At 74.5% G+C, this 12,534-nt stretch carries 9 protein-coding genes and 1 riboswitch; of the genes, 6 read left to right on the top strand and 3 right to left on the bottom strand.

All coding sequences use genetic code 11. From position 1 onward, the window contains the following. Positions 1-122 precede the first annotated feature (122 nt). The 3 genes from lanKC to ACZ53K_RS21370 all read right to left on the bottom strand — a co-directional run bounded on the left by lanKC (position 123) and on the right by ACZ53K_RS21370 (position 4,664). Positions 123-2,771, bottom strand: a complete 2,649-nt coding sequence (lanKC, locus tag ACZ53K_RS21380) for a class III lanthionine synthetase LanKC (protein ID WP_468838795.1) — start codon at positions 2,769-2,771, stop codon at positions 123-125. Between the two features lie 151 nt (positions 2,772-2,922). Continuing rightward, a complete protein-coding gene (locus tag ACZ53K_RS21375; protein ID WP_468838793.1) occupies positions 2,923-3,204 on the bottom strand; it encodes a ferredoxin in 282 nt (93 codons plus the stop codon). 8 nt (positions 3,205-3,212) lie between these two features. Next, on the bottom strand, positions 3,213-4,664 hold the full coding sequence (locus ACZ53K_RS21370) for an aldehyde dehydrogenase (RefSeq protein ID WP_468838791.1): 1,452 nt from the start codon (positions 4,662-4,664) through the stop codon (positions 3,213-3,215). A gap of 159 nt (positions 4,665-4,823) precedes the next feature. Here ACZ53K_RS21370 and ACZ53K_RS21365 point away from each other — a divergent pair, with 159 nt between their 5' ends. From ACZ53K_RS21365 to ACZ53K_RS21340, 6 genes are all read left to right on the top strand, one after another. Then, positions 4,824-5,939, top strand: coding sequence for an MBL fold metallo-hydrolase (locus ACZ53K_RS21365; protein WP_468838789.1), 1,116 nt, complete (start codon positions 4,824-4,826; stop codon positions 5,937-5,939). A gap of 40 nt (positions 5,940-5,979) precedes the next feature. Then, a riboswitch (cobalamin riboswitch) is annotated at positions 5,980-6,119 on the top strand. Positions 6,120-6,404: 285 nt separating this feature from the next. After that, entirely contained in the window at positions 6,405-7,745 is a 1,341-nt protein-coding gene (locus ACZ53K_RS21360; RefSeq protein ID WP_468838787.1) for a prenyltransferase/squalene oxidase repeat-containing protein, read from the top strand. Beyond that, positions 7,745-8,488, top strand: a complete 744-nt coding sequence (locus ACZ53K_RS21355) for an SCO2322 family protein (RefSeq protein WP_468838785.1) — start codon at positions 7,745-7,747, stop codon at positions 8,486-8,488. The genes ACZ53K_RS21360 and ACZ53K_RS21355 overlap by 1 nt, the downstream gene beginning before the upstream one ends. Further along, a complete protein-coding gene (locus ACZ53K_RS21350; RefSeq protein WP_468838782.1) occupies positions 8,461-9,591 on the top strand; it encodes a CbiQ family ECF transporter T component in 1,131 nt (376 codons plus the stop codon). Before ACZ53K_RS21355 ends, ACZ53K_RS21350 begins: the two co-directional genes overlap by 28 nt. Beyond that, positions 9,588-11,441: an ABC transporter ATP-binding protein gene (locus tag ACZ53K_RS21345; RefSeq protein ID WP_468838780.1), complete on the top strand. Its 1,854-nt coding sequence runs from the start codon at positions 9,588-9,590 to the stop codon at positions 11,439-11,441. Before ACZ53K_RS21350 ends, ACZ53K_RS21345 begins: the two co-directional genes overlap by 4 nt. After that, the gene (locus ACZ53K_RS21340; RefSeq protein WP_468838778.1) at positions 11,438-12,304 is read left to right on the top strand and encodes an ECF transporter S component; all 867 of its coding nucleotides are present in this window, start codon (positions 11,438-11,440) and stop codon (positions 12,302-12,304) included. The genes ACZ53K_RS21345 and ACZ53K_RS21340 overlap by 4 nt, the downstream gene beginning before the upstream one ends. Positions 12,305-12,534: the final 230 nt, after the last annotated feature.

Raw genomic sequence — 12,534 nt, 5'->3', positions numbered from 1 at the left:
GGGGACGTTGTCGTGCTGGTGTTGCTGTGGTGCTGGTGTTGCGGGTGTTGCTGCGGTTCCGGGTGGCGGGTCTCCCCGTGGCACCCGGTGGTACGGCTCCGGCACGGCGGCCGGGGCCGGCTTCAGGGCCGCCGGGACTCCGGGGAGGGCGGCGGCGGGAGGAAGGGCAACTGGACGGGCCGGTCGTGCAGCGCGGCACCGAGGGCCAGCAGGCAGCCCGCCGTCCCGGTCGCCAGGTCCATCGACAGGCGCATCATCTGGTCGCCGGGGAAGGCGAGGTGCTTCTGGTAGGGCATGGCGTACCAGCCCAGGTAGGAAATCTGGGCCGCCAGCTCACCGTCCAGGTCGGCGCCCGGCGTGGTCGTGCGCGCCAGGTGCAGGACGCATCCCGCGCGGCCGCGGAAGAGGCCGGGCTGTGCGTAGAAGCGGGACCTGGCGGCGGGCAGGATCGCGGTCCGCGCCTCCTGGAACTCCTCGTCCGGCCGGTGCGCCAGATAGTCGTCCAGGACCGCCGCGATACCGACACTGCCGCCGCCGAGGTACGGCAGGGTCCGCCAGCCCTCGTCGACGACCAGGGTGCCGTTCTTGTTCCGTACGCAGCGGGCCAGGTCACGCCGGAGCGCCTCGGCCGCGAGGTCGAGCAGGCCCGGGTCGCCGGTCGTCTCGTACAGCCGCAGGAACAGCAGTGCGGGACCGCTCGCGCCGCGCAGCAGGCCGGCCCGCTTTCCGCAGGCGTCCAGCCGGTCGGCGGTGTGCCCGGCGGCCTCCAGGGCCCGGTCGCGCAGCTCCCGTTCGCCGCGGGTGCGGGCGAGGTGGTCGAGGGCCAGGCCGACGCCCGCCAGCCCGCCGTGCAGGTCGGGGGCGAGGCGGTGCCACTTCTCGGCGAGCACCCGCTCCATCAGTTCCAGGGCCCGCTCGGGGTGGCCCAGCCGGTCCAGTACGCAGGCGACGCCGGCCAGCCCGTCGTAGAAGCCCAGCGAGGTGCCGGGAGGAGGCGGGGCGGTCTGCCGCAACAACCACTCCTCGCCTTCCCCGTACCTCCCGGCACCGGTCTCGGCGAGCGCGTACAGGACGCCGGCGGCGCCGTACGCGATCCCCAGTCCGCCGCCGTCCGTGAACTGGGCGATGTCGCCGGGGAAGAGCCGGTCGGTGCGTTCGGGTGTGGCGGAGGCGAGGATGCCGGCGACCATCGCGTCGCGGCTGTGCGGCCAGTCGGCGGGTTCGGCGGGAAGGTAGGGCGTGGCGCCGGTACGCCGCTTCGCGGGCGGTGCCGTCGCGGGAGTCTGCGGCGCGGCCGAAGGCGTCGCCTGGGCCTTCGGCGGCCCCTGGATCACGTCCACCGCTTCGGCCAGGAACTCCGCCGGCACGTCGGGGAACTCGTGCGCCACGAGCTCGGCGAGGTGCGCGGCCTTGTCCCGGTCGATGACCAGCAGGGTGGTCATCGGCAGGAACAGCGCGAGGCGCAGACAGGCGAGCGCGTATCGGTCCACCTCGAAGCCGGTGCGGTCGGCGGGGGCGATGAAGCCGGGGTGGGCCAGCGTCTGCCGCTGTGCCTCGCCGGCCTCCGCGGCCGCCTCGAAGTCCAGGAGCCGCACGCTCTTCTCGTCCGGCGCGACCATGATGTTGAACATGTGCAGGTCGTTGAAGACGACGCCGCGGCGGTGCACGGCGGCCACCACGTCCTCGACCGCGGCGTGGATGCCCAGCGCCCACCGGGTGTATCCGGCCAGCGCGGACGGCTCCGGCGCCGGCCCCATCAGCGGGTGCCGCTCGGCGAAGAACGAGTTGAGGGTGCGCCCCTCCAGGAAGTCCATGACCAGGAAGCGGTGGTCGTCCAGGGTGAACCAGTCACGGACCTCCGGCGCGACGCCGAGTCCGGACAGCTTCTCCAGGGCGGCCCGTTCGCGCTCCAGGCGGGTGACGGCGTCGGCGCGGTCGGCGGCCAGTCCGGCGTACGGGCGGGCTTCCTTGAGCACCACCTTGTCGCCGGTGCGCCGGTCGCGGCCGAGGTAGACGCCGCCGCCGTTGGAGAAGTGCAGCGCCGACTCGATCTGGTACGGCAGGCCGGTGACGGTGGTGGAGTTGCGGGCGGCGAGCTGCGGGGCGAGGAAGTCCGGCAGCTCGATCCACTCCGGTACGTGGAACCGCGGCTCGCGCCGGTCGGGGACCAGCTTGCCGTCGGCGTTCTCGATCGCGCCGACCAGGTTGCCGTGCTCGTCGACGCAGTAGCGCCGGGTGAATCCGCCGTACCGCACGTAGAGGGGGCCGTCCTGCCAGCGCAGGTCACTGAGGATGTACGGGCCCGGCTCGCCGGCCAGCAGCGCGCCCAGCTCCCGCAGGACGGTGTGCAGCTGCCGCTCGTCCGACGGGTAGATGGTGGCGAACTTGCCGCTCCCGCCGCGGTCGGCGTACTTGGAGTTGCGCAGGTGCAGCGGGCGCGGCCCCGGCACGAACTTGAACGGGATCTGCCGGGCGACGCAGTAGTCCCACACCTGGGAGGCGAGCTTCTCGGCGTTGTCGGTGGCGGCCGAGACGTGGATCTTCCAGCCCTGCGGGGGCAGTCCGGGACGCGGCTGTCCTTCGGCGTCGACCGGATTGACGTGGAGCCAGTCCCCGGAGAGGAAACACCGCCACCCTTCGGGGACGGCGCGCTGCGCCGCTTCGTACAGAGGCCCGTGGCCCGATGCGGCTCCGGTCCCTGCGGACAGACGGTCCGGGGTCTCGTAGAAGAATCTGTCGGCGAGACAGTAAACCTCGTACCGCTTGTCCATCGTCTCCCCCCTCGGCGGCGTGGCACAGAGATTTCCACGCCGCCGGGGAGCGTTAACAGTCGCAGATGTCATGAGGTCCCCGTGAGAAGTTCACGGGTTACTGACGGTACGTACCGGTGGGCGCGGGCCTCGCACCCGTACCGCGCGGTGTTCACTCCTCGGGCGGGAAGACGGCCTCCCCCGTGACGGCGTCCGTCACGGTGATCGCTTCGACGGGGCAGCCCTCGGCCGCCGCGAGCACGTCGTCGGACGCGTCGCACTCGGGCCGTACGGGGTGTGACTGGCGGGCCGCGTCCAGCGCGAAGCCGCCGGGCGCGGTGGCCGCGCACAGGCCGGAGCCGATGCACGCCCCCCGGTCCACCTCCACGTGCCAGCGGGGCCCGTCCGGCCCGGCCCCCGCGCCCTTCCCGCCCTTGCCCGCCGTACCGCTCATACCGTCCCTCACCCCTCCGCCGGCAGATGGATCGTCTTGTGCTCCAGATACTCCCCGAAGCCCTCGGGGCCGAACTCCCGCCCGATGCCGGAGTTCTTGTAGCCGCCGAAGGGGCCCAGCATGTCGATGCTGAAGGTGTTCACGGAGAATGTGCCGGTCCGCACCCGCCGCGCGATGTCGATGCCGTGCGCGGTGTCCGCGGTCCACACCGAGCCGGACAGCCCGTACTCGGAGTCGTTCGCGATCCGGACCGCCTCGCCCTCGTCCTCGTACGGCAGCAGGCAGATCACCGGGCCGAAGATCTCCTCGCGGGCGATGCGCATGGCGTTGGACACCTCGCCGAACAGCGTCGGTTCCACGTACCAGCCGGTCTCCAGGCCCTTCGGCCGACCGCCGCCGGTGAGCACCTTCGCGCCCTCGCGCTGCCCGAGGGCTATGTAGTCCAGCGAACGCTGCTGCTGGCGCCGGGCGACCAGCGGGCCGACCTCGGTCGCCGGGTCCAGCGGATCGCCCACGCGCAGCGCGGACACGGCGGCGGCGAAGCGTTCGGCGATCTCGTCGTAGCGTTCGCGCGGCGCCAGGATGCGCGACTGCGCGATGCACGCCTGCCCGTTGACCAGGTAGGCGTACGGCACGATGCCCGCCACCGCGGCGTCCAGGTCGGCGTCCGGCAGGATCACGGCGGCCGACTTGCCGCCCAGCTCCAGCGTCACCCGCGTCAGGTTGCGCGCCGCGACCTCCATGACGCGCTTGCCCGCGGCGACCGACCCGGTGAAGGCCACCTTGTCCACATCCGGGTGCCCGACCAGGTACTCGCTCACCTCCCGGTCCGCCGGGAGGATGGACAGCACGCCCGGGGGCAGTCCGGCCTCGCTCGCGATGTCCGCCAGCAGATAGGCGTCCAGCGGCGTCTCGGGCGACACCTTGAGGACCACCGAGCAGCCGGCCAGCAGCGCGGGCGCCAGCTTGGCCGCCGCGGTGAACTGCGGCACGTTCCACGGCACCACGGCCGCCACCACGCCCACCGGCTCGCGCCGCACCAGCAGCGGCCCGAGCGCACCGGCCCGGCGCTCCTCGAACGGGAAGTCGCGGGCCACGGTGAGCGCCGCGTCCCACGCCATCATCGCGGCCAGCGCCTGCACCATCACGCCGGAGGTGTACGGGGTGCCGTTCTCGGCGCTGATGACCCCGGCGATCTCCTCGCTCCGTACGGCGAAGGCGTCCTTGATACGGGTGACCACCGCGATCCGCTCGGCGAGCGGCGCATCCGCCCACGCCCCGGAGCCGAAGGAGGCCCGGGCGGCGGAGACGGCCCGGTCCACATCGGTCCGCGAGGCGTGCGGCACCCGGCCGATGACCTGCTCGGTGTGCGGCGAGACCACCTCGATGGTGCCGCCGCCGGCCGGGTCGGCGAACTCGCCGCCTATGTAGAGCTGTCCGTACTCGACGAGTGCGCTCATGGCTGCCGCCTCCTGCGGGTCGACCGGTGGGTGCTCACGTACGGGGGCCGTGCGAAAAGTTTCTGACGCCGCATCAGGACTGATACCAGTTCTAGTTATGCTGGGCAATGCCCGGCACGGGGGGCGCGGCCCGTCCGCGCGGAAGCGGAGGTGCGGCGGATGACGGCAGCAGCCCGGACCGGGACGGCGGAGGGCGGGCCCCGGGTGACCGACCACCGGGGCGGCGTGTGGTCGATCGCCGTCCCCATACCGGACAACCCGCTCGGCCACACCCTCGTCCACCTCCTGGAGACCGGCAGCGGACCGGTCCTCGTGGACACCGGGTGGGACGACCCGGACGCCTGGGACACCCTGACCGCCGGAATCACCGCCTGCGGCTTCGAGGTCACCGACCTGTACGGCGTCCTCATCACGCACCACCACCCCGACCACCACGGTCTCTCCGCCCGCGTGCGGGAGGCGTCCGGCGCGTGGATCGCCATGCACGCGGCGGACACCGCCGTCGTACGCCGCACCCGGGAGGCCGAACCCGGCCGGTGGCTGGATTACCTGATCGCCAAGCTGACCGCGGCCGGCGCACCCGACAGCCACCTGGCACCCCTGCGCCGGGCGCGCGCCAAGGGTCAGGTACGCGACCTCCCCGGGCAGCGGGCCGCGCTGCCCGACCGCGAGATCGCCCCCGGCGCGCTCCTCGACCTGCCGGGCCGCCGGCTGCGCGCCGTCTGGACACCCGGTCACACGCCCGGCCATGTGTGCCTGCACCTGGAGGAGGAGCATCCGGCGCGGCGGCCCGGCCACGGCCGGCTCTTCTCCGGCGACCACCTGCTGCCGGGCATCAGCCCGCACATCGGGCTGTACGAGGACCCGGACGAGGCGTCGGGAGGGGCATCGGGAGCGGCCACGCCCGGCGATCCCCTCGGTGACTATCTGGCCTCCCTGGAACGCGTCGCCCGGCTCGCGCCCGCCGAAGTGCTCCCCGCCCACCAGCACGCCTTCACGGACGCGGCGGGCCGGGTACGCGAGCTGCTCGCCCACCACGAGGAGCGGCTCGCCGGGCTGCGCGCGCTGCTCGCCGTACCCCGCACACCGTGGCAGCTCGCCGAGGCCATGGAGTGGAACCGGCCGTGGGAGCGGATTCCGTACGGGTCGCGGACCATCGCGGTCTCGGAGGCGGAGGCGCATCTGCGGCGGCTGGTCCGGCTGGGGCTGGCGGAGGCGGTGCCGGGGTCCTCGGGGACGTCGGGGGCGGAGCCGGTCAGGTACCGGGCGGTGTGAGGGGCTGACGGGAGCCCCGGGCAGCCCGTGCCCGGGGCTCCCCCTACCCGCCGGTTAAGGTGTGCGAGACAATTTCATCTTGTGCCCGAACGGGGGAAGCCGGTGGAAATCCGGCGCTGACCCGCAACCGTGAATCGGGACGTACGGCACCGGCACACCGGCCGCCGCCGGGACCTCCGGCAGGTCCCGCGCCCGGCCGCCCGCACCGGGTTCCGTACGCCCGATGAGCCGGAGCACCCGCTGGGGCACGACCAAGGCTCCCGCCACCGCAAGGCCGCGCCTCCTCGCGCGGACGACCGGTGCGCGGCACCGTCGAGGTATGCGGAGCTGAGCCCGGTGCCACCGCGGCCGATCACGATCGGCGGGCGGCGGGGCGTCCGAGTGCGGCTGCGCACCCACCGCAGCATGCGCCACCGACCCACCGCAGACCCACCGCGGCGAACCGACCCGAGAGGCACCGACCCGATGGCCACCACGGCTTCCCAGGCTTCCCTGACTCCCAGGGCTCCCCTGGCCCCCACGGCTTCCACGGCCCCCACCTTCGCCGCCCTGGCGCGCCGCGCCGCCGCGGCGCTGGCCGGGGCCGCCGTGCTGTGCGCGGCCGGTGCCCCCGTGGCGGCCGCCGACTCCCCCGCGCCGGCCGCCAAGGCGTCGAAGCTGCCCGACGGGCTGTACGGCACCAAGGACCCGCAGTACGACGGCGTGTGGCGGCAGTCGCTGGCCCTCCTCGCGCAGCGCACCGTGGGCGTGCGCCCCTCGGTGACGGGCGTCGACTGGCTCGCCGGGCAGCAGTGCTCCGACGGCGCCTTCGGTGCCTACCGCGCCGACCCGGCCAAGGCGTGTGACGAGAAGACGATGCGGGACACCAACCAGACGGGTGCCGCGGTACAGGCGCTGGCCGCGCTCGGCGGGCACGACGACGTCGTACAGAAGGCCGTGAAGTGGCTGAAGTCGGTGCAGAACGACGACGGCGGCTGGCCGTCGATGGCCGGCTCCCCCAGCGACGCCAACTCCACCTCCGTGGTGATCGGCGCGCTCAAGGCGGCGGGCCAGAAGCCGGAATCCGTGCAGAAGGGCGGCAAGTCCCCGTACGACGCGCTGGTCGCCTTCCAGCTCGGCTGCGCTGCGAAGGAAGGGGAGCGCGGCGCGTTCGCCTTCCAGCCCAAGGACGGCGCGCTGGCCCCGAACGCGGACGCCACGGCCGCCGCCGTGCTCGGCGGGCTGGGTGACGGGTTCGTGGTGGACCCGGCGGGCAAGACCGCCGACAAGCCGGTCAAGCCGCTCGGCTGCGCCGAGGACAAGGACGCCGGGCGCGACCCGAAGCAGGCCGCCGAGGGCGGCGCCGCCTACCTGGTCTCGGTGCTCGACGCGAGCGGCCAGCACCTGAAGTCCGCGATGCCCGGCGCCGGGGACCAGCCCGACGTCGGCAACACCGCCGACACCGTCGTGGCGCTCGCCGCCGGCGGGCACGGTGCCGCCGCGCGGAAGCCGCTGCAGTGGCTGGAGAAGAACTCCGCGAACTGGGCCAAGGAGGCCGGCCCGGCCGCGTACGCGCAGCTGGTGCTCGCCGCGCACGCCGCGGGCGCCGACCCGCGCCACTTCGGCGGCGCCGACCTGGTCGCGCAGCTGAACGCCACCGGCCCCAAGCCCGCCGGCAGCTCCGCGCCGTCCGCCGCGCCCGAGAAGGACGCGCAGGACAAGGACGAGCAGGGCTCCGGCGTGTGGTGGATCTTCGGCATCGTGTTCGTCGCGTGCGTGGGCGTCGGCTTCCTGCTCAGCGGCCGCCGGAAGAAGAACGACCTCTGATGCAGCGCCCCCTGATGCGGCGGCCCCCGATGCGGCGTCCGCCGCGGTCCCGCTCCGCCCGCCTCCTCGGCGCCCTGGTCCTGGCCGGTACGGTCACGGGCCTGGGCGCGGCGCCCGCCCAGGCCCAGGAGTACCGCTACTGGTCCTTCTGGGACGGCCCCGCCGCCAACGCTCCCGCGTCCGGTGACGGCGGCTGGTCGTACGCGACCGAAGGGCCGGCCACCAGCCGCCCCCGGGACGGTGCCGTGACGGGCTTCCGCTTCACCGTCGGCTCCGACGCGGCGGCGGCCGGCAAGCCGCGTCACGCCGCGGACTTCGACGCGATCTGCGGGAAGACCCCTGCCCAGGACGGCAGGAAGCGCGTCGGTCTGGTCCTCGACTTCGGCACGAAGGCGGAGGCCGCGGCCGGGGAGAACCCGCCGCCGGTACGCACGGAGTGCGTACCGCTGCCCGAGGACGGCACGGCCGGTGACGCGCTGGCCGCCGTCGCGAAGCCGCTGCGGTACGACGCGAACGCGCTGCTGTGCGCGATCGCCGGATACCCGAAGGCAGGGTGCGCGGAGAAAGCGGGGCCGGGATCCGGTTCCGGTTCGGCCTCCGCCTCGCGGCAGCCCGGGGACTCCGAGGAGCAGGCGGACGAGGACGACTCGGGCGGCCCCTCCGCCGGACTGGTCACCGGCATCGCCGCCGTGGTCGTCCTGGGCACGGCGGCCGGGTGGCAGGCCCGCCGGCGCCGCCGGTGAGCGCCCGCGCCCCCCGCGCCACCCGCTCCACCGCGCTGCACGCCGGCGCCTGGTGGCTGTGGGCGCTGGGCCTGGCCGCCGCGGCGTCCCGGACGACCAATCCGCTGCTGCTGGCCCTGCTGATCGGTGTCGCCGGATACGTCGTCGCGGCGCGCCGCACGGACGCACCGTGGGCCCGTTCGTACGGCGCGTTCCTCAAGCTCGGCCTGCTGGTGATCGTCATCCGGCTGGTCTTCGCGTTCTTCCTCGGCTCCCCCATCCCCGGCACGCACACCCTGGTCACGCTGCCGGAAGTGCCGCTGCCCGAATGGGCGCGCGGCGTGCGCATCGGCGGGCGGGTCACCGTCGAAGGCATGCTCTTCGCCTTCCACGACGGGCTGAAGCTCGGCACCCTGCTGATCTGCGTGGGCGCCGCGAACGCGCTCGCCAGCCCGGCACGCCTGCTGAAGTCACTGCCGGGGGCGCTGTACGAGGCGGGCGTCGCGGTGGTCGTCGCCATGACGTTCGCGCCCAACCTCGTCGCCGACGTCCAGCGGCTGCGGGCCGCGCGCCGGCTGCGCGGCCGCCCGGACCGGGGCTTCAAGGCGCTCCTCCAGGTCGGGCTGCCGGTCCTGGAGGGCGCGCTGGAACGCTCGGTGTCGCTGGCCGCGGCGATGGACGCGCGCGGTTACGGCCGCACGGCCCAGGTACCGCCCGCCGTACGGCACACCACCACCGCACTGACCCTCGGCGGCCTGCTCGGGGTCTGCGCCGGTACATACGGGCTGCTGGCCGACACCGGCGCGGCCTACGGCCTGCCGGTGCTGCTCGCCGGACTGATCGCGGCCCTCGGCGGACTGTGGCTGGGCGGCCGCCGGTCCGTACGCAGCCGCTACCGTCCCGACCGGTGGGGCGTGCGCGCCTGGCTCGTGTCGGGCTCCGGCATCGCGGTGGCCGCCCTGATGATCTGGGCCAACTCCTACGACCCGGCCGCCCTGCACCCGCCCGCCGTCCCGCTCACCGCCCCCGCCCTCCCGCTGTGGCCCGCGGCCGGTGTCCTGGTGGGACTGCTCCCGGCATTCGTCGCGCCCCTGCCGCCGCACCCGAAGGAGTCCCCCCAGTGATCCGCTTCGACCAGGTGTCGGTCACCTACGGGGACGCCGCACAGCCCGCCGTCCAGGGCATCGACCTGACCGTGCCGGAAGGCGAACTGTGCCTGCTCGTCGGCCCTTCCGGCGTCGGCAAGTCCACCGTGCTGAACGCCGTCTGCGGCCTCGTGCCGCACTTCACCGGCGGCACCCTGCGCGGCCGCGTCACCGTGGCCGGCCGGGACACCCGCACCCACAAGCCGCGCGAACTGGCCGACGTCGTCGGCACCGTGGGCCAGGACCCGCTCGCCCACTTCGTCACCGACACCGTCGAGGACGAGCTGGCGTACGGCATGGAGTCACTGGGCCTGGCCCCGGACGTCATGCGGCGCCGCGTCGAGGAGACCCTCGACCTCCTCGGCCTCGCCGACCTGCGCGACCGCGCCATCACCACCCTCTCCGGCGGCCAGCAGCAGCGCGTCGCCATCGGCTCGGTGCTCACCACCCACCCCAAGGTGCTGGTCCTGGACGAGCCGACCTCCGCCCTGGACCCGGCCGCCGCCGAGGAGGTGCTCGCCGTACTGCAACGCCTGGTGCACGACCTGGGGACGACGGTCCTGCTGGCCGAACACCGCCTGGAGCGCGTCGTCCAGTACGCGGACCAGGTCATCCTGCTGCCCGCACCCGGCGCGCCCCCGGTCGTCGGCGCGCCCGCCGACATCATGGCCGTCTCCCCCGTCCACCCGCCGGTGGTGGCCCTGGGCCGGCTCGCCCACTGGTCGCCCCTGCCGCTGTCGGTACGCGACGCCCGCCGCAAGGCGTCGTCGCTGCGGGAGCGGCTGGCGGGGGTGGAGGCCGGGAGCGGCGCCGGGACGTCCGGTACCGGCGTCGGCATCAGCCCTGGCTCCGGCGTCGACTCCGGGTCCGGGCCCGGCCCGGAGGACGGTGGTTCCGCCCGTAAGCGCTTCGGACTGTGGCGCCGCCGCGAGGACCGCGGCCGGACGGGGGCGGCCGACGGGGCCGGGACGACGGCCGAGCCCGGACGTGCGTCTGCGCCCTCACCGGCACCGGGGGCACCGGTATTGGCTTCGGCTTCGGCAGCGGTGCCTGACGGCCCCGGGGGTCCGCTCGCCGCCGAGACCGTCGGGCTCTCCGTACGGCGCGGCCGGATCGACGCCCTGCACCGCGTCGGCCTGACCGTACGCGCCGGCGAGACGATCGCCCTCATGGGCCGCAACGGCGCGGGCAAGTCCACCCTGCTCAGCACCCTCGTCGGAATGCACGAGCCGGCCGCCGGCTCGGTACGCGTCGGCGGCGCGGCCCCGCACCGCACCGGCCCGCGCACCCTGCTGCGGCACGTCGGCCTCGTACCGCAGGAGCCGCGTGATCTCCTGTACGCGGACACCGTCGCCGCCGAGTGCGCCGCCGCCGACCACGACGCGGACGCCGCCCCCGGCACCTGCCGCGGCCTGGTCACCCGGCTGCTCCCGGACGTACTGGACGACACCCACCCGCGCGACCTCTCCGAAGGCCAGCGGCTCGCCCTCGCGCTGGCCGTCGTACTGACCGCCCGGCCGCCGCTGCTCCTGCTCGACGAGCCGACCCGCGGCCTGGACTACGCGGCCAAGGGCCGTCTCGTGGAGCTGCTGCGCGGGCTGGCCGCCGAGGGGCACGCGATCGTCCTGGCCACCCATGACGTCGAGCTGGCCGCCGAACTCGCCCACCGGGTCGTCATCCTCGCGGACGGCGAGGTCGTCGCGGACGGCCCGACCGCCGAGGTCGTCGTCTCCTCGCCCGCCTTCGCCCCGCAGGTCGCCAAGGTGCTCGCGCCGCTGCCGTGGCTCACCGTGCCCCAGGTCGCCCACGCCCTGGAGGCCACGGCATGACCCGTACGCTCCCCGCTCCGCCGGACCGGCAGGCGCGGGCCGTGCGGCTGGGCCCGCGGGCCGTCACCGCACTCGTCCTCATCTCCGCCGTCGGTGTGATGGCCTTCGGCTGGCCGCTGCTGGCCGACTCCGCGTCCGGTCTCGCGCACTCCAAGGACGCGCCGTGGCTGTTCGCGGCGCTGCTGCCGCTGCTGCTCGCCGTCGTGGTGGCCACCATCGCCGACACCTCGGCGTCGCACGCGGCGGGCGGCGCGCCCGGCCTGGACGCGAAGGCCATCGCCATGCTCGGCGTGCTGGCCGCCGCGGGCGCGGCGATGCGGCCGCTGGGCGCGGGCACCGCCGGCATCGAGCCGATGTTCTTCCTGATGGTGCTGTCCGGGCGGGTCCTAGGGCCGGGCTTCGGGTTCGTGCTCGGCTCGGTGTCGATGTTCGCCTCCGGGCTGCTGACCGGCGGCGTGGGGCCGTGGCTGCCGTTCCAGATGCTCTCGATGGGGTGGGTGGCGATGGGCGCGGGCCTGCTGCCGGGCCCGGACCGGCTGCGCGGCCGCCGCGAACTGGCCATGATCGCGGTGTACGGCGCGGTCTCCGCCGTCCTGTACGGCCTGGTCATGAACCTCCAGGGCTGGCCCTACATCGGCGGCATGGCCACCGGTGTCTCCTTCGTGCCGGGCGACCCGCTGCCCGACAACCTGGCCCGTTTCGTGGCCTACTGCCTGGCGACCTCCCTGGGCTGGGACCTGCCCCGGGCCCTGGTCACGGTCGTCCTCACCCTCACCCTGGGCGGCACCCTCCTCAAGGCCCTGCGCCGCGCCACCCGCCGCGCGGCGTTCGACGCACCGGCGACGTTCGACACCACACCGTAACGCCCGAGCCCGTAACGCCTGAGCTTCACCCTCACCCCTTACCTACCGGCCGCCCCCCCGCCTCCCCCTGTGACCCCACCCACAGGACTTCCGTCCCGTACGACCGCCTTTCGTAGACCCGGCCCTTCCGTCGATCCGCTCCCCCTCGGACTGGTACGGGCGGGACCTTGCACCTTTCGTGCGAGATCCACTAGTACGTACGGGGATTGCCAACCCGCCCGAGCACTTCC

It is taken from the genome of Streptomyces sp. NPDC033221, assembly GCF_055577005.1.
Note: the sequence above shows the minus strand (reverse complement) of the source record. Positions and strands in the feature narration are given on the sequence as shown.

Bases quoted from the DNA above. Each gene is read 5' to 3' on its own strand.
- ACZ53K_RS21360 (WP_468838787.1), top strand. From the start codon at position 6,405: ATGGCCACCACGGCTTCCCAGGCTTCCCTGACTCCCAGGGCTCCCCTG.
- ACZ53K_RS21355 (WP_468838785.1), top strand. From the start codon at position 7,745: ATGCAGCGCCCCCTGATGCGGCGGCCCCCGATGCGGCGTCCGCCGCGG.
- lanKC (WP_468838795.1), bottom strand. From the start codon at position 2,771: ATGGACAAGCGGTACGAGGTTTACTGTCTCGCCGACAGATTCTTCTAC.
- ACZ53K_RS21375 (WP_468838793.1), bottom strand. From the start codon at position 3,204: ATGAGCGGTACGGCGGGCAAGGGCGGGAAGGGCGCGGGGGCCGGGCCG.
- ACZ53K_RS21340 (WP_468838778.1), top strand. From the start codon at position 11,438: ATGACCCGTACGCTCCCCGCTCCGCCGGACCGGCAGGCGCGGGCCGTG.
- ACZ53K_RS21365 (WP_468838789.1), top strand. From the start codon at position 4,824: ATGACGGCAGCAGCCCGGACCGGGACGGCGGAGGGCGGGCCCCGGGTG.
- ACZ53K_RS21370 (WP_468838791.1), bottom strand. From the start codon at position 4,664: ATGAGCGCACTCGTCGAGTACGGACAGCTCTACATAGGCGGCGAGTTC.